Raw genomic sequence first — 21,098 nt, forward strand, 5'->3', positions numbered from 1 at the left:
TTATGTAGTATTTATAATGGTTTTGGAGATTTTGATTTTTGCTTTTATATAATTCAATGTTTATGGGTAGTTTTTTGATATAAGAATACGATTTTTTGTGATTATTGCCATCTAATTTTCCTCTCACCATATCTAACTGGTTTTAAAAAAATAAGATGCAAAAAATCAACAAAAAAATATCCTTATAGAGATTTCAAAAGAGATTTCAAGCCTAAAAGCATAAGGATATTAAAGAACTTAGGAGGTGTAATAGATGTGTCGTAAAATACTTTCTTTATTGTTAGTATTAACTTTTTCTTTTAGTTACTGCTTACCTACTTATGCTTTGGAAACAGAAAGTGAGTTGAGTACAGAGACAGAGATAAGTACAGAAAGTGATAATGCTTATAATGTATCAGATGATACAACAGCAAGTGATACCGTAAGTTCAGAGGGTTCTATTGATAATATGGTATCAGATGGTTTAACAGAAAATGAAGATGTAGGGGGTTCTACTGATGCAACAGTATCAGATGATTTAACAGAAAGTGAGGATGTAGGGAGTTCTACTGATGAGCCAGTATCAGATGCCCCTTCAGAAGTTGAGGATTCTGCTGATGAAACAGTATCAGATGATTTAACAGAAAATGAAGATACTGATAGTTCTACTGATGAGTCAGTATCAGATGCCCCTTCAGAAGTTGAGGGTTCTGCTGATGAAACAGAAAGTGATCCTGTTGACCCAGGATTTACGATAAATCCTGGTTTGGAGAATAATGTAGCAACAGGTGGTAGTGATGTAGATTTAATTGATCCAGGGTTCACAATGAATCCTGATTTAGAGAATGGTCGTGATGATGGTCTCGTTGATCCAGGGTTCACAATGAATCCAGAGTTAGAGAATAATGTTTATGAGGGTGGTGGAAATGTAGGTTTGCCGGAGCAGATACCTGTATTGCCTTTGGAATACTTCACCATAGAAGATGTGGGTGTTTTCACTTTGGAATCAAGTGGAGTTGGTCAATCTTCGGGAGTTTATAGTTGCACGAATTCAACAGGTGTTGACTTAAACTTGATAGGTATAAAGATTATATCTGTAAATGATTGGGCTATCGTAGGTTCAGAAGTGGATTTCTATAATGCAGTTGAGGGTTGTAAAGAGTATAGATTAACTGTTGATGCTCGTGTTTTAAGTGAGGGTTATACTTCTGTTTCCTACTCTGTGCCAGATGGCAGCACCGTAGAGTTACCTATAAACTTGGAAATGGGTCCGTTTAGAGATGGTATAAAGGATGGTATATTTAGTTTTATAGCAGTCTATGAGGGTTATAGGGTTGTAAAGAGTATAGAGCCTATTCTTCCTCCTTTAGAAGAAATAGAGGGTTCTATCAACAAACCAGAGGAAACCCCTGTCATAGATGAAACTGTGGACTCTGATAAAGAGGTCGTAGAAGAAGCACCAACAGAAGAAGAAACAGAGGGTTCAACAGAGACCCCTGCTGTCGATGAGTCAGAGGGTTCTACTGATACAACAGAGAAAAACCCTGTTATAGACGGGTCAGAGGGTTCAACTGAAAAACCAGAGGAAACCCCTGCTGTCGATGAGTCAGAGAGTTCAACTGAAAAACCAGAGAAAAACCCTGTTATAGATGAATCAGAGGGTTCTACTGATACACCAGAGGAAACCCCTGTTGTCGATGATACAGAGGGTTCTACTGATACACCAGAAGAGACCCCTGTTGTAGACGGGTCAGAGGGTTCAACCGAAAAACCAGAGGAAACCCCTGCTGTTGATGAGTCAGAGGGTTCAACTGATAAATCAGAAGATACAGAGGGTTCTACTGATTTATCCTTAAATACGAATGAAAATCTTGATGTTTCTATTATTCCTGAGACACCTATACAGGAAGAAACAATAGAGAGTTCAGATATACTTTTAGAAGATATGCAAGACCAAAACACTTCTGACCTTCCAGAGACACCAGTTAAGGAAGAAGAAAGTGTGGATGTGGTATTTGATGAAACATCTTCTAATGACACTTTTGACACCAATATTTCACAAGATATAAGAGAGTAAGAAAACAAGAAGATGGACTACCCATCTTCTTGTTTTTTGCAATATTCTTCGATATAATAACTTTACTATCGTATAGATAGGAGGAAGTTATTATGCTTAAAGAGACTAATTTAGATGAAGTTAAAAAAATAGCAGTTTCTATGCTCTATTTAGATATAGGTCTGACGGATTTTTCTCCAATGATTGTAAGTCATCCCTTCACAAGTTCGGGTATTACTATGATTAAAAGTGATGGTGACTTTAAAATGGTCAATCTTATAGAGAATGCGGCTGATTTGCAATTATGGAGAGATGCAATAAAGCAACAAATATCTAAGGCGGAATCTGCTTTTTCAATCTTGTTTTTAATGAATAAGCCTTATTATTTTGCTTTTATAAAGTTTTCAAAACCGTTTTTGAGTAAGAAAGATTTATCAAAGATATTGGGGGTTTCTTGGACTCAAGTAGAGTTTTCAAATCATGATGCCAACTTATCAAAATCAGAGTTGGTAGCCCTTTTTAAGCAATGTGACCCTCAGTACCTTATGGACAAAGAAGATTATGCTGCTTATAAGAATTTGGGTTCTGAGATAGTTGTTTATCGTGGTGTTACTCAGGCTGATATGGGGCATGTGCGGGCTCTTTCGTGGACTTTATCATATGAGAAAGCAGAGTGGTTTGCTCATAGATGGAGTGCAGATGGGTTTGTATATAAGGCAAAAATTGAAAAGAAACATACACTGGCTTGCTTTTTGGGTAGAAATGAGAAAGAAATCATTGTAGACCCTAAATATTTGCAAGATATAGAACAGATGTAATAAATGGAGGGGTCTTTTTGAAAGACCCCTCCATTTATTTATATTTCAGTTTAAATACTTGTTTTGTAAAGGGTTGCACATAAGTTTCAGATGGTGAAAGGTCGTATCCCAAGGATTCAGCCAGTGCAATTGCTTTTTCAGATGCTTTCTGTCCGTTGGGTAGTTTTCTGATAAAACCTTGAATTGCTTTGGTTTCAGAGGTATAAGCATCATTACCTTTTCTTGCTCCAGCCTGTACTTCCCTATCAGTTTCTTTATGGTACTGATTTCTGAGTTTACCTCCCTGCAGGGTTCCAGTTGCAGTTATTGGAGTTCCAGTATAAATAAAGAAATCACCTATTTTTGTGATTTCAAAATTAGGGTCGTTTAAGGTGTAGCAACTATAGCAGTATAGAACAAGGTCTTGAAAGTGTGCATTAAGTTCTTTGGAGTCATAGTCCAGAAAAACAGAGTAAAAGAAAGCATCTTTGGTATCAAAGAAACCAGAAATATCCCCACCAGTTGTTTGCATTTTATATAAACAAAAAATCCTGTCGTGATAGTAAGTTTCTTTGAGTAGTAAGGTTTTAAAGTATGGATTTTCAAATTGAATAGTGACTCCGTTTGTGGGTAAAGTTTTCTTTCTCTTTTTGAGTTTAGTAGGTAAAGAAAAAGTAATTCCACTTGTCAAGTCAAAAAGTGGGGTTGCTACAGTGTTATAAGGTTTTTGTGGTAGTATATCAAAGGTGAATTCGTTGATAAATGGGTATAGGGTTGAAGTCATAGCGGTAAAAATGCGGTCCACATTGGATAGCATTTCGATATCTTCAAGACTTTTCAGAGGATACCCATACTTAGAATAACTTTGGTGTATGAGTTGCGGCAAATTGGGTACTGCTGCTTTTGTCTTAAATATTTTCTCAGTTGTTAGTTGTAGATCGTATCCTCCCATATCTAATAAAGGAAATGGATCGTTTATGGTAAGAACTTCTCCTACTGTGCTAATACCTACAATGTTTTTAGAGAAATCAAATTTTGATGGTCTAAGATACTCGGTTGTTTGGAGAAGCAAATTGAGGTATGCCATAATTACTTTGCTATTGATGCTGCGGTAAAGATTTGGGGATAGTCTGACACGGGAGCATAGGTATGAGAATTCAAAGAAATCTTGATATAGATTTTCTTTTTTAATTTTTGTGCTGATTTCATTAAAGAAAGAGTGTAGTTGAAAGACAAACTTTTCAGGATTGGCGCCGGCGAGTTCTACTTGACTTTCGTAGAGTTTTGTGAATTGGGTCATCTGTAAGTCCTGACAGTAAAAATAAAGGGACATGGATAACTCAGAGAAAGGAACACCTATGAGGTCTTCCAGAGTAGCAATAGCGGTATTCATTGTCCTTTTTTGTAAGACTTGAACGGGTTGAGGTTTTCCCTCAATCTTTTTATTTAATTTTTTCCACCAAGAAAATGACTTTTCAAGTAGAACTTCTTTAGATTCTAAAATGTCCATAATTCATACCTCATAAGGGTTTTTCTGTTGGGTTTATTATATCAAATAAAAGTCGTGTCGTATATACGAAAAAATAGCATGACACTGATTTATTTGGACAGATAAGCCCTTTTTGAAACATGTAATCTTACTTTCTAATGATTTTAAAATTATTAGAAAGGATGGTTGTTATGGAGAAAGAAATTTCAAGTGGTACTATGTTGGGTATCGTTTTAATTGCTCTTGCAGCAGTAATTGGTTTAGGTTTTGGTGTATTTAGTATTGCAAAAGGTGTAGCAAATGAGGGAACAGTTAATGTTCAGGATAACTTAGGAACTGTTTCTGAATCTGCTTTTGAAGATTATAATGATAAGATTGTAACGGGTACAATGGTGAAGAGTGCAGTTACTAATTTTGCTGGTAAGTCAGTAGGTATATTGATAAATACTACTGCTATGGATAAAGGTGTAAAACCTTATGCTCAACATTTAAGCCTTCAGGTATATGAGTTAAAAGAAGCAGGTGTAACAACTATGGAAACTCCTGATGAAGTAACAGGGTCTTGGAAGAGTTTAGGTGATGAAGTTTCGGTATCCGTTCCTACTACTGGTTCTAAGTTCTATGTTAATTATGGGGCTCTTTTTGGTAGTACAGGTGAAGAAGCAGATGATGGTTCAGGAAGAACTATTATAGAATGGGATACTATGAATGAAGGAACTATTGAATTAAAAGATGGTGTTTATATAGCAAAAGGTGTCCCATTTGCAGTAAATGAGGATAATGGTAAAGTTCTTAGAGACGATAGTGTAGGTGGTTTTGGTCGTACAGGTAATTGTGAGTATATTGCTGCTACTGCAAAGTTTACTGCTAACTTAATAAAAGATGAATCAGGTACAACAATAGGTATTGTATTCACTCAAAATGCGGCATAAAACATATAAAAATCTTTACTTTTCTATTGACATACGATAACATGCGAGTCAATAGGAAGGAGTGATTTTATTATGAGTTTGAACCCTGAAAGAATGTTGCTTGTTTTTAAAATTGATGCTTTGGCAAGAGAACTTTTTCTTTTAAGAGAGTCGTATTTCTATCGAGAAGAACATATTGGGTATCAGGACCTATACAATAACTTTTTGAAAGAGTTTTATGCTGATACAACTGCGGAGCATAAATTGGAAATCTGTGAGTATTACTACAAGTTGGCTATTGGGTATATGAATACCTGCTATCAGGTAGATTTTGTAGATCGTGATGAGGGTCAAATCCTTGCGGATTTGGCTCTTGGGTATCAAGCGATAACTCACAAAGAAACAAAGGCAACACCTAAGAAAAGGGGTCGTCCTCGTAAAAGAACTTCATAAGAAATACAAGAGAAGGATTTGGTTTAACCAAGTCCTTCTTCTTTTTATAAAAAAAGAAAATAGACAGTTTAATGCTCTTTTGAGACATAAAAGATTAAAAGTTAAACAGAAATCACTACAGAAAAATCTATAGTATATAGAAGTAAGTTTAGAAAGGAGTGTATCCTAAATGACTTTAAAAGAATATCGTTTGTATGAGAAAAAACTTAAAGATTTGAATTGTTTCTTACAAGGTAATATTACAAGTTCAGTTTTTGCAAATGTTTATAGTGAATTGAATGAAATAGGGTTATTTATAGATTCTCATACAGACCAAAATATTTGTGGTATTTTAAGTGCTTTATATGAGAAAGGAAAAACGACATTCAGAAAAAGAGATATGACTATGAGGATGCTGAAATTAGTAAGGGTTGCCTTATCAGATATGAAGTCTAAAACATCTTTTGAGGGTGAGGATAAACCCGATTTTGATAAGTTAGAGTTGATAAAACTCAATTTTTCTTTAGAGCAACAAAGAAATCTGTATTTTTTTATACATGATAAGCAAAAAATCAAGATTCAGAGTGATTTGCTTTTGACTGCTGCTCTTCTAATAGATGCTTTGACAATGGGTAATTTATATACTGAGTTATCTGAATTGTTTTATCCTTTGAAGAAGTATGAGAAAAAGCGGTCTATAAGTCCAGAAGAAGAACACATAATTTCTAAGGGTTATGCTCTTTTAATGGGTTCTATCGTAGAAAAAGTAGTGTGAGTGAGGTGCTTATTATGGAAAATATAAAATGGGATTTAATTTTTCCAGGAACTCGTTTGACATTAAAAGAGGTTGAAATGTTTTTGTTTTTAGTAAGTACTGGAGAAACAATAAAAAGTTGTAGTGAAGTTTTAGGTTATGATAAATCGGAGTTAATGGATGTCAAAAGACTATTACATAGATTGGGTTTGTGGGCAGGAAAAAATAATTTAAATGCCAAATGGAAACCTTTTTTTGAGAAATTATCTGAGGAAGGAGTTGATTAAGAATGCTGGCAAGATATAAACAAGTTTATAATGAGTTAACCCATTCAGATGCTTTTGTAGATGGTAAACCTTATAATGCAGATAAAGTAAATAAAAAGGTGTTCACACCTCATAATTTAAAAGCAGTAATCTTTGGCGCTAATGGTTTCTATGCTGTGCATTATACAACAAATAAATCAGATACATCATTGGTGGAATATCATAGATTTAAATTACCGTATATAGACCCTGTAAATGGCGGTGTCGTACCTCAAAGGTATCAAGAGTTTTTGAAAGAAACTCAAAATAGCAAAAATAATAAAGGCATGATAGATGCTTTAAGAAGTGTGGGTCTTGCATTTAATTATGTAGAGGAAATCATAATGTTTTCGGAAGGGTTCGTAACTGAGGAAGATAAGTTCTTTGAGATAAACAAATTGAATGAGTTTGTAAATAAACTAAATTCAAAAAGTGACATGAAAAGGCTGTGTGGGGTTGCAAAAATATCTGCTGTATTACCTGATAATTTGAAATTATCTTCCAAAGGTTTTGTGATAAATCAATTAAAAGATTATAAGGTCGAGGAGTTTAAAGAGTATACTCCAGAAAGAACAGAATTGGGGTTACTTATAAAACCAGGCTTAAATCCGACAGAGTATGGACCAGACCAGAAATATGAACCAGATAGTGATAATAGCAAAAAAGATAATATAAATTGTCGTTTGTCAAGATATTTCTATGAAGAAGAACAAGCGGCTATAGCAAAGAAAAAGAAAAAAGAGGAAGAAACGAAGAAAGCGGAAGATGAAGAAAAAATAAAACAGTATGATGAAATGTTAATAAAAGCGGTAGATAGTACTATAGCAAAACTTGAAAGATTTTATGGACCATGTTTTGGTGGTAAGTTTTCAGGTGTTATCCATAAAGAAGGAGTTCTGTTTAGTAAGCAAAATACAATAAATAAAATGAAGAAATTAACTCAGGCCATTTATACTGTATGGTCTACTTATACTATACCAAAAGACAAAGAGGTAGTAGGGGTTGATAATTTAAAATTAAGTAGTGAAAAAGGTTACTTTCCTGCATTTCACTTTGAAATGTTAAAGAGCAAGGAAATGTGGACAAAATCTAAATCTACTTTAAGAAAATGGTTACTAACAGAATATTCAAAATATTTTGAAAAAGAACCAAGTAAAATAACAGATATAGATCGTAGTGTTACAAATTGTCTGTTGATACAGAGTAGAGGGAAAAATCAATGGATATTAAGAATGACGGGTATTCCTGTTACACAAACAGAGGATTTTAAGAGAGATTTTGATGAGACAGTAGGAAAAGTCTATTTGGGTAGTGCAGCAAAAGGTATGATTGCTGATATGTCAATAGAGGGGGGAATACTCACACTGACATATATCATAGATTATGAGGCTTTTTTAAATGAAGTGCTTTTTGCTTATAAACAGTATCGAGCAGGTCTAAAGCCCTCATTAGGTAATGCTTTAGTGGGTATGAAGATGAATGGTGTCCCTTTGACGATAAACTTATTGGACCCCCGTAAAATGTTAATAACTATCATAGCGGGCTCTCGTTCAGGTAAAGGTACAATGACAATGAGTTTGTTAGCAACTATTTTTGGTTCAGGTGGTAGTGTAGTGTACCTTGATAACAAACCAGATATAGGTGCTATGCTATGGGACTTAGAAAGAGAATATTCAGGTCAAGGGTTAAAACTTCTTTCTGTGGATATGTCAGATAAAATTCAAGAGTTTACGGGTTCTACTCCTATTCGTAGTGGTCCTATGAATTTGCGAGAGGAAGATGAAGAGCAAGAAGATTTGTTTAGAACTCTGAGGATGGCAAAACTCTTTCAATTAGTAAGTTTTATAGGTGGTAATTCAAGAAAGATAAAAGAGACATTGGGTGTAAACCCAAGCAATATGTATTTTATCTCTGATGAGATGACTTCAACAAATATAGACTATACAAAGTTGTGTCAGTATGTAGAAAAACAGTATAAGACTTATATGGGTAAAGCAGAAAAAGCAAAAGCGACCGACAAGGATAAAGAGTTGGCAGGTTATTATAAAAAGTTAAATAGTATTTTAAGTAAAACCCCTGATTATTTGACGAAGGGTTTTGCTAAGGACTTTGGACAGAGCGGAGTAAAGATAATTGTTGTAGGTCAACAATTAAATACTGGTTGGAAAGTAAATGGTACAAACTTTGCTAAATCGTTTGCTGGTAAATTGATTTTAAATAGTCATATAAGTTTTTCGGGTAGATTACAAGCAACAAATAAAACTTTTAATTTCACCAAGGAACAAGAAGATTTAGCAGATAGGACAGGTATTTTTGAGTATGCAGATAAGATACCAGCACCCTTGGTAGAATCCTTGGATTACAAAGAGGATAAAGCGGAGCGATTTACACAGTTTAGAAGTTATTTTTCCATTGTTAAGAATGACTTTGATTATACTGAGTATGAAGTAAAAGGATTGTCTGAATATTTAAGTGATAATCCAAAGAGATTCACTTCTCAGTATTTAAATAACTTTAAAGGGAAAAGTTACGAGGTTATAGATGGTGCTGTTAAAGAGTTATACGACTTTGAAAAGGGTTGTAATAAGGATGAAGTAAGTTTCTCAGGTTTGTTAAAAGTAATGCAGGAGGGTACGGGTATGTCAGATGCCCAACTGATAGAGAATATGGGTAATGGTTATCGTTTGATAGATGCCGTATTTAGAAAGATGAATTTAGGTACTTACTCTTGTGTAGAGGAATATTTGTATGACTGCTCCCCTTCAAGTTTATTTACACAATTAGAGTTAGAGAAAAGATTTGACGGTATCATAGAGCAAAAAGAAACTGTTAAAGATGAAGAAAGTGTATTTGAATTGCCCGTATCTGATGATGTTATGAATTCAGATGACACAACTACTCCATCAAATGATAATACTACATCCAGAAATATGGATAGTAATAAAAGTTCTCCTACTTCCGAAGAAATACCAAAGAGGCCTATACCTCCAAAACCTCAAATAAATAGTAATATGGGTATTTCTTTTGATACAGAAGATGTACCTACAAGGACTATTCCAGAAAAACCACATACAGCACCATCTAATGCTTATAGAGGTGTTTTAAAGATTAGTCCTAATCCTTTTGAACAGTATGATGATGCAAAGACAGTAGGTACTTTGAGTATAACAAGAGAAGTAACAGAACAAATAAACAATGACATAGATAAAGTCATAGGTTTACCTGATTCAATAACTGATTTTAAAGTAACGAAAGATGGGGTTTTAGTGTTAAATGGTGTAGCCTATATGCCTCGTTTTGAACCTTCTTTTATTGAGTCATTACCTCTTGGGTTGAGGAATAAAATTGAATCGGGTGCTTTAATAGATTTCTTTGATATGCAGAAGATTTATCGTTATAAGAACTTAAATACTTTTGTGATAGAAAGAGAAAGCCTTGCACAAGGTAGAGCAAGAAAAGAAATGGGTATAGGATTTAGAAAAAGATGGTCTGTATTATTTAAAAAGTTTCCATATTTGGGTTATATCAAAGTGGGTTCTGTAGAGTATGTAAGAGATAATCCAGATACAGATGCTGAAAATAAGTTTTTAGACTTATTCCAGAGGAATCCTCAATCTACCTATGCGACCCCCTCGATTTCAAGTAGGATGGATCAAGTTTGGGATTCAAGACCAGTCCGTATCATAACAAATGCAGTGGGTTGGACTGTTGGTGTTCAGGCAGTATGGATGATTGCGGGTTTGTTTGGACCCTGGGGGTTATTATTTGGAGCGATTGCAGCAGCCAATGCCTACTCTACTTTAAAAGGTGGTTCTCCTGCCAAAGAGTTAGAACAGAAAAGGAATAAGGAATCAACAAATAAGTCAAAGAAATCAAAAAAATAAGGAGGGTTGATTATGAAAAAGATATATATTGTATTGTCTATAATGATTTTTATGATTATGTTTAATCCAAGTATTTATGCTTGGGATGCTCAGGCCATTCAAGATGCTTTATCAGATGAAGCCCTCCTTCAGATTTTTAAAGCAGTTGGTGTTGTTGTTTTGGTTGGTGGTTTTCTTTCTTTGGGTGGTCATGCCATAGGGACAGTCAGAGATCGTATAAGAGATAACTTAAATGGTGGGGGTTCACCTTATGATAAAGAAGAAAGAAGAAGGGTTCGTGAAGAAAGGAAAAGAAAATTATTGTCTGCTAAAACAAAACAAAATCTTTTTGAGAGTGGACAAAATTTAATAGATGCAGGTATAGGAACAGTCTATCTTACAGGTTTAGCAGCAAAGAAAACATATGATTGGACTAAAAGAAAGGTAATCTATATAAAAGAAAGAGTAGTCAGGTGGTATGGGCATAAAAAAGAAGCATTAGGAAAAGTAACAAGATTTAGTGTTGCTCCGTCAATTTCGGGTGCTGTTGATTTAAAACACACTGAAATGAGGCAAAAGCAAGAAACTAAGGATGCAAAGGCAAGACATAGACAGGAAAATATAGATGATTTAAGTAGAAAATAAATTAGAAAAGAGGGTTCACTATGAGAAATCAGGGTTTAGATTTTGTGGGTACACCTTTAAGATATAAGGTTATAGATGGTGTATCAGGGTTATTTCAGAAGAAAACAGAAAAAGTTCAAGAGTGCTTTGATAAGATATATTACTTTAAGACAGAGTCTTTAAATGATGCAAACTTCAAAGGTTTATCTTACATAGTTTTTTATACAGGTCATGATTTTATAGTTCCTACTCTTACTCAAAAGCAGTTAAGTGCTTGTATAGAGGCTCGTAAAGGTTACATAGGGTTTAAGAGTAGTGTAGATAGAAATAGAGGGGTTGTTCATCAGTATGTTGTGCAGCCATTGAATAGGGCGCATCCTGTGCCTTTTAAGGCAGATTTAGAAGTCTTAGTCAATAAGGGACTTGCAACACCACTCTTTTAATAAAACGGGTAGGAATGGTTTTCATAAGGGTTCGATTCCCTTACCTACCTTTGGGGAGGCATCCCCAAACCTTCTTTCTTTAATAAAAAAGTATATTTCAAAAAATCAAATGAGTATGGATTTGCTCTCTCCATGCTCATTTGATTTTTTGATGTTAATCCTCTAAAAGTTACTTTGTTTTATATAGGGTTTACAAGGTAAGAGTTCATAGAAAAAGTAGTTTTATAGAAATGAAAGGGTTGTATTATTAATAGCAGTTGATGAAAAGGTATAGAACCCCTCCAGGACAGTCCAGGACGACCCGTAGCGGATTTTAAGGGTGCTGGGTAGGTAAACATACCCGCCCTATCCTTATAACAATCCTGGGGCGAATTAGAGGGGTTATAATTTTTGTAACATCAAGATGTCAAAATTGACATCTTGATGTTTTGATTTATTTGCTGATTTTTGCAATTTAATCTTCTCGTTTTTGATGTTGAGATGTCAATTTGATTTTAAGATGTCAAAAAACGAAAAAAATTAAAAAATGGCCTTGGCTTAAGTGAAAGAAGACGGTATGATGTCAAAAAGTCAAGAAATCAAATAGTTAATGATAAAAGAGGGTGCTTTTATGTGTAAGGTACTTTGTGTTGCAAATCAAAAAGGTGGAGTTGGTAAAACTACTCTGACTTATAATGTGGGTTGCTCTTTTGCTTTGGAAGGTAAAAAAGTTTTGTTAGTCGATTTGGATGGTCTTTGTACTCTGACAAAGGCTAATGGTTTTGACCCATCTAAATTTGATACCTCCATTGTTGAGGTGTTGGAAAACTCTAAAAATATTGTGGGTGCTATTTATGATACAGAGATAGCGGGTGTTTCTCTTCTTCCTTCTTCTCCAATGCTGGATACTTTGGAGTTGAAGATGGTCTCCAAAAAGGATAAGTATGACAGACTTAAAAATGCTTTGGAGATTGTAAAGCCTATCTTTGATGTGATCCTGATTGACTGCTCACCTGCTCTTAATGTTTTTTCTGTAAGTGCATTGAGTGCTGCTGACTATCTGCTTGTGCCGGCAGAGACAAAGTATCAATCTGATTTTTCGTTGGATGTTTTTCTTACTACCTATGAGACCATCAAAGAAGTCAGAAATCCCAATATTAATCTTTTGGGTGTTGTTGCTACCATGTATAACTGCCAGGCCACTGAGGATAAAGAAGTCCTTCAGACTTTGAAAGAAAAGGTAGAAGTATTGGGTATCATCAAGAGAACTACTGCTGTAAGTTCTGCTGTAAAAAAAGGGTTGCCTTGTGTGATTGCAAATCGTCGTACTGTGGTAGCCAAAGAGTTTCGAGAGATTACAAGAAAAATTATGTGTCAGATGGAGGTTTAAGTTATGTTAGATCGTGAAGTGAAGAAGAACACGGCTCTGCTGGCCATGTTGGGTGATGACCCTAAAAAGGAGAAAAAAACAGTAGCACCAAAGGTTCAGAGAGACCCCCGTAAAGAAAATCCCAGGAGTTATGAGAGAAATAGGGGTCGTGGTGGTACTAAACCTATGTCCTACTACCTTCCAGATAATATTATCAAACTGCTCAATGTTAAGGCAGCACAAGAGGGCAAAACCAAGTCTGAGTTAGTCCTGGAGGGACTTCAGTATGTTCTTCGGGAAGAACTGAAAGCCAAGGAGGGTTGATTGATATGGATTGTTCTTATGTGGATTTTTCTGTGTATGGTGTTAGTAAGAGAAAGTATCTGTTGGAACAGTTAGAACAAGAGAAATATAATCTTTTGTGCTACTCTCTGGATATTCTTACGACTACACCCAAAAAGGGTTATGATGCTCTTTGGGAGTCTACCAAGGAAAACATTCGTTTGATTGAGCAGATGCTGAAAGAACTACCAGATGCAGAGGGTTATACCTTTTTTGTAGGTCAGTTCATGGGTTATCAACCTTGTGAAGATATGGATTTTGTGATGGGTCGTTTTGAGGTAGCGACTACTGAACCTAAATCGGAGTCTTTCTATTTTCTGCTTACGAGAAAACTCTATGACGAGTGGGTAAAAAACTACTGCACTGAAGCAGAAGAAAGAAGAAAGCAAGATAAACCCTGTCTTTTTGTTATTAAGGTGAAGAAGGGTGAAGTATTGGAGATTGATTGGGTTGATAATTGGACATAAAAAGACCCCGTTGAAAAACGGGGTCTTTTTCTTATGCTCAAAAGGAGTAGAAGGAAACAGCACCTTTTAGATAGTCCATTTTTTCTTGCTCCGTAGGAGTTTCAGATGGGTCGGGTGCTTTGCCCAGGTTCTGCATGGTCCATTCTACCTGTTCATCTGTAAGTGAAATATATCCTTCTGCCTCAGGGTCATCAGGGTCTTCATTCACAACCAGTAGAGTACCATAAAAGAGGTAATTATCTAACCGTCTGTTGAACTCCAAACCCTCTTTGTAAAGGAATTCATCATCAGCCAGTATATAAAAATTGGGCATACCTGCTACAGGGGTTCTTCCTATCATACCTTTGATAATGCTTAAAATTGTTTTATATGTGGTATCTTCAAGGAAAATGATTTGAGCATCTTTGTGTGGCTCAATAAGAATACACCGTGTCATACGATCACTCCTTTATGGGTATTCTATCAGATTAAAAAGTTTATGCCAACATGAAAAAAGAAAGATGGGCAGCAAAAAATATTGTAAAATAAAAGGAGTGATTATTATGAGTTGGAAAAAAGTATCTTGGGGTGGTCATATTGTTTATGTTCAAAGGGTTTCACCTTTTTATGAGTTAAAAAGAAAACTGTACTATTTTTATATAAGCAAGAAGTATAATAAAGGAAAATTGTTATAACTACAGTTGAGATATTTTTTGAGACATAAATCGAGACATGTATTGTCTATAGAATATAGAGAGAAAAAATAAAAAAATCTCTCGTAAGAAATAAGTATTGAACCTCCTAAAAAGTAGTAGTATGCAAGACTTAAACTGAAAGAAATTCAATACTTATTTCGCCATATAAAACATTCTTTTTCTTTAAACTCAGAAAAGCAAGGTAGTTTCGTGCTATCTTGCTTTTCTACTATCAGTCAATATATTTTATACACTTTACTATATATAGTTTAAGTCCTGCATTTTATCATAAATTGGTTTTGGAGTATGCTTAACATCAAAGAATGTGGGAGTATTTCTCCCACATTTTTATTGATGGTAGTTATCAGATATTAAAAAAGTATATAGGCTCAAATTAAAGATAATCTAATGTTAGTGTTAGATAAAGGGTTTGCTCTATCCCTTTTAGTAAAAATAACTAAAGAATGTTTTACCAATATTTAAGTAGGACAAAGAGTTGATTAATCTTAGAACATGCGATACTTTAGACTAAAAAGGGGTGATCGTGTGTTAGTATCTTTAAGTATGCTCCTAAGTCGTGTAGCAAAAGATAAGCAAATTAAGGATAAAAATGCTTGGGTAAGTAAAAAGTTAAGTCATTGTGAGATTCAATCTGACTACTGTAATACAGTCAAACTCAGTGCATCAAAACATTTTTGGTTTGGTGTGCAGGACAGAGAGTTTGAAATGGGTAGACTTTTTGCATACTTTGATTTTGCTGATGAGTCCATCATTTATGCCTTTAGGACTTTGCTTGATAAGCAGTTTCACGAGTTGATAACTCGTGCCTACTATTGGGACTATGACAAAATCAAGGATATCCGTTTTTACTGCGATATGCAGCCTGTTCCATTTAAGGTGCTTTTGCCTTTAGGTAAAGAGTGTGTCTTGGGTGAATTCAATACTGATGAAGAAATGACCTTAAACACTCCCCTTACCTTTTGTCCTGCCTTATATATCCTCTATATGGGTGAGACTATTTTGTTCTACACGGCAAACATGGATCTCCTCAAGCTCAAACTCCGAGATTTGAGAGAGTGTTTCAATGTACCTTTGTCAGAGGGTCGTTTTTCGTCTGATTTAATAAGACTTCTCTATATGGGTAAAAGACTGCAGGTTGTCAAGATAGATTTGGTTGAGGATTTGGATTTCTTGATTAGTGAGTAAATCCGTGGAGGGGTCTTTTCAAGACCCCTCCTTTCTTTTCTCTGTTGTGTAGAGTGTTTTTTTTGCTATACTTAAAAAGAGGGTGTTTATTTATATGTATAATGGGTTTGAAGTTCAAGATGAAATGTTAAATAGTAAGATTTATGATGGTACTACTTTGAAGTTTGGAATTCGTGTTGCTGAAGAAGATTTTATAGTAAAGAAAAACACAAATGCTTTTCTTTATAGTGAGTATGTAGGGTCAAGGTTTATTGCAGGATTAGAACTACCCGTACAAGAAGTTTGGTTGGGTTATTATAAGAATGATTTAGTCCTTATCTCAAAGGATTTTTCTGTTAAAGGGTTCAGTCAGTTTCAATCTTTCAAAGATATAAGACAGAGTAAAGAACTTGATTTATCCTCAAAGTTTTATACTTTTGATGATATTTTTAGGCTCATAGATTATCACACCAAAATAAGCAGTGAAAACAAAGAGAAAATAAAATTGCAGTTTTGGAAAATGTTTTTATGTGATGCCATTTTGGGTAATAGAGATAGGCATCATGGAAATTGGGGTTTCTTATGGACGAAAGATGGGTATATACCTGCTCCTATCTATGATAATGAAAATGTCCTGTTTTCAGATGTGGATTTCTTTAATATAAAAGATAAACATTATTTTATTGATAATCCAACATCTTTATTTAGAAATAAAGTGTCAAAAATTAAATACACCAGTGTATTTAATAATTTGAAATCTTATCCTTTGTTATTACAAGAGGTTAGACAGATAAGAGAAAATTTTGGGTATTTAGGTATCAGGTCTAATATAGTCAATGTCGTAGATGAAGTAAGTAAGATAATACCTAAAAGATATGGAGATTTCTATGTTGCTGTAGTCTGTATGAGGTATCTCCGTTTTATTGAAAGATATAGTGTAGAAGATGCTGTAAATATAGTGAAGGGTGGTTTGCAGTATGGAATGTGAGTTATATCAAAGAATAGAACATATAGATCGTGTAAGGACTGCCTACATCATGTTTAAAGACATAGCCATAGCGACGATAACAGAAGAAAGTAGTAGTCTGAATGGTGATTTTGATTGGGTAATTAAACCAATTTGGGAAAATTGGGTTTTGTGTCAAGAGAAATATGACCACAATGTAGATATAGCGGGTATAGACGACACAAAACATAAAGAAGAGTATATAAGACAGTTCAATCCTTCTTTTGTAACTCAAAGGACAATTCCAGAGGGTCGTGAAGACTTGTATCCTTTGCTACGAAAGATAGGTTTGACATTTAATGATTTGTTTGAAGTGCTTTGTAGGACTCATGGGTATTGCGGTAATGACGAATACTATGTAAGTCGTACACCCGATATAGTTGTAGATGTGCTTCAGCAGAATCCTCCTTATGACATACCTGATTTTGATACCAGCAGTTATGGGTGGATAGATTAAAAGGTCCCCTTCCTTTCTTGTCATATCGTTTGTTATCGTGTATGATAGAAAAGGAAGGGGGTTTTATAATGCCTTATAATGCTTTAGGTGACCTTTATAAATTAGAGATTGTATCAATACTAAAAAATAAGGGTTTCAATGTCAAAGATGTTCATGAGTTGAATTTGATTTTGGAAAAGATGGGTATTCTCATAAAATCAGGCAGCCATTGGATGACTACAAAAGCGGGTGTCAAATATACAATATTTAATGGTCCTGTATTAGATGCTCAAGCATGGCATCCCTCTATTGTAGATTTAATCGTGAAGTTTTTGAAAAAGTAAAATATCGTGTAAATCAAGAAAGACTTTTGAAATGGGTAATTTCAAGAGTCTTTCTTTTTGATATTGGACATACGACTAAACTTTTGGACAGTAAAACCTACATTAAGTAAGGTGGTGATGTTATGAAATACAATATAAAGTTGATAAATCAAGTAATTCGTGATTTTCAGCAGCACTCTTATAGACCTCAGGAGATAACGATATATTTTGATATGGATAATACTTTATGTCTGTTCTCTCCTTATGGTGATCCAGACAGTTTAAGAAAGATGTGGCACAAAGGGTTTTATCGTAATCTGCCTTGCTTTCGTGAGGTTCCCTATGTTTTAAAAGAGTTGAAAAATCAGGGGTTTAATATAAAGATTTTGTCATCATGTATCAATAGTCCATATTGTGTAACTGAGAAAATAGAATGGGTACTTAACCATTTACCTTTTATACCTCCGGAGGATATTGTTTTAGTACCAGAGGGTGAAGATAAAATTGCTTACATACCAACTCCAAAGAGGTCTATCCTTGTAGATGACTTTTATAAAAACATAACGGGTATATATCGTGTAGGTGGTGTGGGTATTAAAAAAACTTTTTCTAATAAAGAAAGGCCCATACCTCAGGTATCAAATTTAATGGGTATCTTCTCTATATTGCAACAGTTAAATATAAAAAAATAACTCCCTGTCGTGAAACAGGGAGTTATTTTTTTATTGTCAGTCCTCCAGGGAGATACCGAGTTTTTCAGCGATTTCATCAGGGGTCATGCCCATTTCCTTTGCTTTGGAGAGGACAGTGTTCATGCCCTTTTTGCGACCACCTCTGGGCTTGGGATTGAGGATGGCTTCTTTCTTGGCCTCCAGCATTGCTGCCTTCTCTTTGTGGAAAGCGATTTTCTTGTCGAGTTCAGCAATTCTTTCTTCCTTGCTTCTCATAACTCTTTCAGCCATAATAAAAACTCCTTTACTGCAAAGATGAATGGTCATGGGTTTTTCTTTAGGCCATTTTATCACTTATATGTGAAAAAGTAAAGAAGAAGTTTTCCGTTTCGTGAAGAAGAAAATAATTGATTTTGTGCTTTGTTCATTGAGTATAAGATGAAAAGTTCTTGGGTATATAAAACAACTTATAAATAAAAAAACAAAAACAGATTTTGTTTTGAAAGTAAAACAACCAGAAAAACAAATCAGATTTGTGAATTTTAAAAAAATCAAATTATTTTTGATTTTGGGTATTGACTTTCTGAATTCCATCGTTTATACTGGGAAACACAAAACAGAATTGCGAATTAGGAAAAAGACAAATCTATTTTGACATCAAAAAATCAAAAGTAGTGGGGTTCAAATTATGGATATTAGTTTATAGATAACACTAATATGCTTTGATGGGTTCTCCAGCGGAGAACCCATTTTTTATATAAAGTAGGAAAAACCTTTATATCACTTATCTTTTTGGGTATTTAGATTTTATATTTTTATTTTTCTTATATTTCAAGGTATTTTCCTATCTTACTTATCAATTTTTTTAGAAAACTTCAATCTAATTTCTTTGATACCACCTTGACTTGATATTAGATTTCTTAGTAGTCCAAAATCAACAAAAATCTTTATCACTTACATTAAGCATAGAAAATTGCTTGCTTTTAAAAAGATATTGAGTATTTTCTAAAAACATTTTGGAAGTTCAAAATTATTTTACTACAGTTAAAACTGTTTTAGGACATATATACTCGTTTAAGGAAGAGTTGAAATTATATTGTATTGAAAGATGAAAGGAGTGGTTGTTATGAGGGCAACAAAACCTTATGAGTTTAGTAGAAAAGAAATTTTGACCGTTTATAATGACTGGTTAAAAAGTGTTATATCAGGTGTAGAGTTTGATTTCTATAAAGGGTCTTATGCTCTTATGCAGCAAGGTAAGTCTCGTAGAAAACTGTCTTTGTTTGATAAAAACATTCATACTCTTGCTCAAATGACTTGCAACTTATGTGGGTTAGATTTTGATGGACTGTGTAGACATGTTGGAGCAGGGTTCAAAAGAGTATTAGAAGAAAAGTCAGTTTCTTTTGAGAAGTTAAGAGACTATTTGGGTTTTGACATAACTGCTACAAAGGGTTTAGTTGTGTATGAGTTGAAGCTGATTATACCAACTTCAGTAACTTTGGTGCAGAATAAAGATTTAATTATGCGATATGAAAAAGCACCTTACACCTCAATTTTCTTTAAGGTTAATAGTCAGAATAAAATTACAGCATGGAGAGTTGTGCAACTCTTTACTGCTATAGGTCCTGATCATGCTCCTTATCACCATATGACCGTTTATGACTCAAAAAATAATTAAGTGAGGAGGTTTAAGTATGCTTTCTTTAATAGGTGCAGATTTAATGCAAGATGTGTATTTTGTAATAAACTCAACGACAACGGAGGTAAAGACCTTTACAAAGAGTTCAGCCATAGAGTTAATGAGAAAAAGGGTTAAGATAGAGAATTTGACCATAGAGAAAGGCAATTTGAAGGGTTCTCGTGGAGATTTGAAAAGGTATCCTGTTGATTGTCAAGTGCCTGTGATCCTGTTTCGTTTAGAGGACGACACGGGTAATTTGAGGGGTTATAGGATTTTTGATGTATCCCGTACAATCCGTGATTTTAGTTTAGAAGATGCTGTAAATGTCGGTCTGAGTTATGGTTTTGCTAATGCGAAGGTAGTAACAAAGAAAAATGGTTCTTTTGTGGTGAGTTTAGGTGAGTCCTTCCCTACTCAGGTTGTCAGAGCGGAGCGATATGACTTAAATCGTGTGATTATAGAGATAACAAAAAAGGGTTCAAAAGTATCTGGTATGGTGACTTTGGAAGATCGTGCAGGAAAGTTAAGTCGTCAGAAAGTCATCTTATCTCCATCAGAAAGTACCGTAGGCTACATACTGGGTAGGGTCTTTAATAAGTATTTGAGGGGTTGCTTATATGAACTGATTGATGGTAAAAGGCAGCCTGCTTTCAAAGAGAGACCAGATGGTGTTTTTATAGGAAAGACTGCAAATTATCGAGAAAATTTGTCCGTTAGTGAGTATATAAAGGTATGTAACTATTTGGGTATGACTTTTGAAAGGGTTGTAGAGAAAACGAATTTTTCTGTTTATCAAATAAGGATATAAAGAAAGGGGTTTTAGAAATGAAAAAGTTATTAGATGATATGGATTTCTATTTTGAGAATTACGAGGGTATAAAGAAAATCTTAGAGTATGGTATGGAACCAGGTGATCCTGCGAATATGGGTGATGCTGAGTGGCTTTATGAGAATGACATTATCAGTAAAAGAGAATATATGGCTATTGAAGATGGTGATAATTTTGCGGCTTATGAAAAAGTAATGGATGGCTTGGGAGAAAGTATAAGGAAAATGTGTTCTGGTTGCATTGCTTGTACTTTTAATTCAAATTGTAAAGGGCTTGGGGCTCCTTGTTCTACTCGTAGACTTACTTCAAAAAATCGTGTGACCTTAAATGCAGATTTATGGTGTAAACTCAATAAAAGTAATAAGTTTTTTGAAGAAGAAGAAGTTGAAGTTCCTAAGATTTGTGTAAGTGCTATGGCTAAGAAGTTGGGTATAAGTGAGAAAGAGTTTATAAATAGATTAACAGATTGATGATAGGAGG

Annotated in this window: 23 protein-coding genes; 20 read left to right on the top strand and 3 right to left on the bottom strand. The window is 34.5% G+C overall.

Annotated elements, in window-relative coordinates; all coding sequences use genetic code 11:
- Window positions 1-253: 253 nt before the first annotated feature.
- Together B5G42_RS17740 and B5G42_RS04790 are read left to right on the top strand one after the other, a co-directional pair.
- On the top strand, window positions 254-2,056 hold the full coding sequence (locus B5G42_RS17740) for a hypothetical protein (RefSeq protein ID WP_140399789.1): 1,803 nt from the start codon (window positions 254-256) through the stop codon (window positions 2,054-2,056).
- A 92-nt stretch (window positions 2,057-2,148) separates the two neighbouring features.
- A complete protein-coding gene (locus B5G42_RS04790) occupies window positions 2,149-2,853 on the top strand; it encodes a hypothetical protein (RefSeq protein ID WP_087267216.1) in 705 nt (234 codons plus the stop codon).
- Between the two features lie 34 nt (window positions 2,854-2,887).
- Here B5G42_RS04790 and B5G42_RS04795 read toward each other — a convergent pair whose 3' ends face one another.
- The gene (locus B5G42_RS04795; RefSeq protein WP_087267219.1) at window positions 2,888-4,342 is read right to left on the bottom strand and encodes a hypothetical protein; all 1,455 of its coding nucleotides are present in this window, start codon (window positions 4,340-4,342) and stop codon (window positions 2,888-2,890) included.
- A 170-nt stretch (window positions 4,343-4,512) separates the two neighbouring features.
- Here B5G42_RS04795 and B5G42_RS17745 point away from each other — a divergent pair, with 170 nt between their 5' ends.
- From B5G42_RS17745 to B5G42_RS04825, 10 genes are all read left to right on the top strand, one after another.
- Entirely contained in the window at window positions 4,513-5,253 is a 741-nt protein-coding gene (locus tag B5G42_RS17745) for a hypothetical protein (protein ID WP_140399790.1), read from the top strand.
- Between the two features lie 72 nt (window positions 5,254-5,325).
- Window positions 5,326-5,685, top strand: coding sequence for a hypothetical protein (locus B5G42_RS04800; protein ID WP_087267223.1), 360 nt, complete (start codon window positions 5,326-5,328; stop codon window positions 5,683-5,685).
- A gap of 169 nt (window positions 5,686-5,854) precedes the next feature.
- Window positions 5,855-6,439, top strand: a complete 585-nt coding sequence (locus B5G42_RS17750; protein WP_140399791.1) for a hypothetical protein — start codon at window positions 5,855-5,857, stop codon at window positions 6,437-6,439.
- Window positions 6,440-6,453: 14 nt separating this feature from the next.
- A complete protein-coding gene (locus tag B5G42_RS17755; RefSeq protein WP_140399792.1) occupies window positions 6,454-6,705 on the top strand; it encodes a hypothetical protein in 252 nt (83 codons plus the stop codon).
- 2 nt (window positions 6,706-6,707) lie between these two features.
- Window positions 6,708-10,607 carry a hypothetical protein gene (locus tag B5G42_RS04810; RefSeq protein WP_140399793.1) on the top strand — a complete coding sequence of 1,300 codons (3,900 nt, stop codon included), beginning with the start codon at window positions 6,708-6,710 and terminating at the stop codon, window positions 10,605-10,607.
- Window positions 10,608-10,619: 12 nt separating this feature from the next.
- Entirely contained in the window at window positions 10,620-11,231 is a 612-nt protein-coding gene (locus B5G42_RS17760) for a hypothetical protein (RefSeq protein WP_140399794.1), read from the top strand.
- 20 nt (window positions 11,232-11,251) lie between these two features.
- Complete coding sequence (locus B5G42_RS17765) at window positions 11,252-11,653, top strand: hypothetical protein (RefSeq protein WP_140399795.1); 402 nt, start codon at window positions 11,252-11,254, stop codon at window positions 11,651-11,653.
- Window positions 11,654-12,263: 610 nt separating this feature from the next.
- Window positions 12,264-13,022 carry a ParA family protein gene (locus tag B5G42_RS04815; protein ID WP_162611039.1) on the top strand — a complete coding sequence of 253 codons (759 nt, stop codon included), beginning with the start codon at window positions 12,264-12,266 and terminating at the stop codon, window positions 13,020-13,022.
- 3 nt (window positions 13,023-13,025) lie between these two features.
- Window positions 13,026-13,325, top strand: coding sequence for a hypothetical protein (locus B5G42_RS04820; protein WP_087267237.1), 300 nt, complete (start codon window positions 13,026-13,028; stop codon window positions 13,323-13,325).
- Window positions 13,326-13,330: 5 nt separating this feature from the next.
- The gene (locus B5G42_RS04825; protein WP_087267241.1) at window positions 13,331-13,810 is read left to right on the top strand and encodes a hypothetical protein; all 480 of its coding nucleotides are present in this window, start codon (window positions 13,331-13,333) and stop codon (window positions 13,808-13,810) included.
- 37 nt (window positions 13,811-13,847) lie between these two features.
- On the opposite strand, the gene B5G42_RS04830 is transcribed toward B5G42_RS04825, so the two are convergent.
- Window positions 13,848-14,246, bottom strand: a complete 399-nt coding sequence (locus B5G42_RS04830) for a DUF3846 domain-containing protein (RefSeq protein ID WP_087267244.1) — start codon at window positions 14,244-14,246, stop codon at window positions 13,848-13,850.
- A gap of 784 nt (window positions 14,247-15,030) precedes the next feature.
- On the opposite strand from B5G42_RS04830, the gene B5G42_RS04835 reads away from it, so the two are divergent.
- From B5G42_RS04835 to B5G42_RS04850, 5 genes are all read left to right on the top strand, one after another.
- Window positions 15,031-15,690: a hypothetical protein gene (locus B5G42_RS04835; protein ID WP_140399796.1), complete on the top strand. Its 660-nt coding sequence runs from the start codon at window positions 15,031-15,033 to the stop codon at window positions 15,688-15,690.
- 94 nt (window positions 15,691-15,784) lie between these two features.
- Window positions 15,785-16,657: a HipA domain-containing protein gene (locus B5G42_RS04840; RefSeq protein WP_087267250.1), complete on the top strand. Its 873-nt coding sequence runs from the start codon at window positions 15,785-15,787 to the stop codon at window positions 16,655-16,657.
- Window positions 16,647-17,132 (top strand): hypothetical protein, encoded by a 486-nt coding sequence (locus B5G42_RS17770; protein ID WP_140399797.1) that lies wholly within the window; start codon window positions 16,647-16,649, stop codon window positions 17,130-17,132. Before B5G42_RS04840 ends, B5G42_RS17770 begins: the two co-directional genes overlap by 11 nt.
- 41 nt (window positions 17,133-17,173) lie before the next feature.
- On the top strand, window positions 17,174-17,455 hold the full coding sequence (locus tag B5G42_RS04845) for a hypothetical protein (protein ID WP_162611040.1): 282 nt from the start codon (window positions 17,174-17,176) through the stop codon (window positions 17,453-17,455).
- A 122-nt stretch (window positions 17,456-17,577) separates the two neighbouring features.
- Window positions 17,578-18,126, top strand: coding sequence for a 5' nucleotidase, NT5C type (locus tag B5G42_RS04850; RefSeq protein WP_087267256.1), 549 nt, complete (start codon window positions 17,578-17,580; stop codon window positions 18,124-18,126).
- A 36-nt stretch (window positions 18,127-18,162) separates the two neighbouring features.
- Here B5G42_RS04850 and B5G42_RS04855 read toward each other — a convergent pair whose 3' ends face one another.
- Entirely contained in the window at window positions 18,163-18,396 is a 234-nt protein-coding gene (locus tag B5G42_RS04855; protein ID WP_087267259.1) for a hypothetical protein, read from the bottom strand.
- Window positions 18,397-19,231: 835 nt separating this feature from the next.
- On the opposite strand from B5G42_RS04855, the gene B5G42_RS04860 reads away from it, so the two are divergent.
- Genes B5G42_RS04860 through B5G42_RS04870 form a run of 3 tightly spaced genes read left to right on the top strand, consistent with a single transcriptional unit; the run spans window position 19,232 to window position 21,088 of the window.
- The gene (locus tag B5G42_RS04860) at window positions 19,232-19,786 is read left to right on the top strand and encodes a hypothetical protein (RefSeq protein ID WP_087267262.1); all 555 of its coding nucleotides are present in this window, start codon (window positions 19,232-19,234) and stop codon (window positions 19,784-19,786) included.
- 16 nt (window positions 19,787-19,802) lie between these two features.
- The gene (locus B5G42_RS04865; RefSeq protein WP_087267265.1) at window positions 19,803-20,597 is read left to right on the top strand and encodes a hypothetical protein; all 795 of its coding nucleotides are present in this window, start codon (window positions 19,803-19,805) and stop codon (window positions 20,595-20,597) included.
- A gap of 17 nt (window positions 20,598-20,614) precedes the next feature.
- Window positions 20,615-21,088 carry a hypothetical protein gene (locus tag B5G42_RS04870; RefSeq protein ID WP_087267267.1) on the top strand — a complete coding sequence of 158 codons (474 nt, stop codon included), beginning with the start codon at window positions 20,615-20,617 and terminating at the stop codon, window positions 21,086-21,088.
- Window positions 21,089-21,098 lie beyond the last annotated feature (10 nt).

The sequence above is a fragment of the Flavonifractor sp. An91 genome (assembly GCF_002159225.1).
In the GTDB taxonomy this organism is placed as follows: domain Bacteria; phylum Bacillota; class Clostridia; order Oscillospirales; family Oscillospiraceae; genus Flavonifractor; species Flavonifractor avicola.

What these genes read in the sequence shown, in the direction of transcription:
- B5G42_RS04810 (WP_140399793.1), top strand. Translation starts at nt 6,708, where the DNA reads ATGCTGGCAAGATATAAACAAGTTTATAATGAGTTAACCCATTCAGAT.
- B5G42_RS04870 (WP_087267267.1), top strand. Translation starts at nt 20,615, where the DNA reads ATGAAAAAGTTATTAGATGATATGGATTTCTATTTTGAGAATTACGAG.
- B5G42_RS17760 (WP_140399794.1), top strand. Translation starts at nt 10,620, where the DNA reads ATGAAAAAGATATATATTGTATTGTCTATAATGATTTTTATGATTATG.
- B5G42_RS04795 (WP_087267219.1), bottom strand. Translation starts at nt 4,342, where the DNA reads ATGGACATTTTAGAATCTAAAGAAGTTCTACTTGAAAAGTCATTTTCT.
- B5G42_RS04825 (WP_087267241.1), top strand. Translation starts at nt 13,331, where the DNA reads ATGGATTGTTCTTATGTGGATTTTTCTGTGTATGGTGTTAGTAAGAGA.
- B5G42_RS04800 (WP_087267223.1), top strand. Translation starts at nt 5,326, where the DNA reads ATGAGTTTGAACCCTGAAAGAATGTTGCTTGTTTTTAAAATTGATGCT.
- B5G42_RS04850 (WP_087267256.1), top strand. Translation starts at nt 17,578, where the DNA reads ATGAAATACAATATAAAGTTGATAAATCAAGTAATTCGTGATTTTCAG.
- B5G42_RS04815 (WP_162611039.1), top strand. Translation starts at nt 12,264, where the DNA reads ATGTGTAAGGTACTTTGTGTTGCAAATCAAAAAGGTGGAGTTGGTAAA.
- B5G42_RS04830 (WP_087267244.1), bottom strand. Translation starts at nt 14,246, where the DNA reads ATGACACGGTGTATTCTTATTGAGCCACACAAAGATGCTCAAATCATT.
- B5G42_RS04855 (WP_087267259.1), bottom strand. Translation starts at nt 18,396, where the DNA reads ATGGCTGAAAGAGTTATGAGAAGCAAGGAAGAAAGAATTGCTGAACTC.
- B5G42_RS17740 (WP_140399789.1), top strand. Translation starts at nt 254, where the DNA reads ATGTGTCGTAAAATACTTTCTTTATTGTTAGTATTAACTTTTTCTTTT.
- B5G42_RS17770 (WP_140399797.1), top strand. Translation starts at nt 16,647, where the DNA reads ATGGAATGTGAGTTATATCAAAGAATAGAACATATAGATCGTGTAAGG.
- B5G42_RS17755 (WP_140399792.1), top strand. Translation starts at nt 6,454, where the DNA reads ATGGAAAATATAAAATGGGATTTAATTTTTCCAGGAACTCGTTTGACA.
- B5G42_RS04790 (WP_087267216.1), top strand. Translation starts at nt 2,149, where the DNA reads ATGCTTAAAGAGACTAATTTAGATGAAGTTAAAAAAATAGCAGTTTCT.
- B5G42_RS04840 (WP_087267250.1), top strand. Translation starts at nt 15,785, where the DNA reads ATGTATAATGGGTTTGAAGTTCAAGATGAAATGTTAAATAGTAAGATT.
- B5G42_RS04845 (WP_162611040.1), top strand. Translation starts at nt 17,174, where the DNA reads ATGATAGAAAAGGAAGGGGGTTTTATAATGCCTTATAATGCTTTAGGT.
- B5G42_RS04860 (WP_087267262.1), top strand. Translation starts at nt 19,232, where the DNA reads ATGAGGGCAACAAAACCTTATGAGTTTAGTAGAAAAGAAATTTTGACC.
- B5G42_RS17745 (WP_140399790.1), top strand. Translation starts at nt 4,513, where the DNA reads ATGGAGAAAGAAATTTCAAGTGGTACTATGTTGGGTATCGTTTTAATT.
- B5G42_RS04820 (WP_087267237.1), top strand. Translation starts at nt 13,026, where the DNA reads ATGTTAGATCGTGAAGTGAAGAAGAACACGGCTCTGCTGGCCATGTTG.
- B5G42_RS17765 (WP_140399795.1), top strand. Translation starts at nt 11,252, where the DNA reads ATGAGAAATCAGGGTTTAGATTTTGTGGGTACACCTTTAAGATATAAG.
- B5G42_RS04865 (WP_087267265.1), top strand. Translation starts at nt 19,803, where the DNA reads ATGCTTTCTTTAATAGGTGCAGATTTAATGCAAGATGTGTATTTTGTA.
- B5G42_RS17750 (WP_140399791.1), top strand. Translation starts at nt 5,855, where the DNA reads ATGACTTTAAAAGAATATCGTTTGTATGAGAAAAAACTTAAAGATTTG.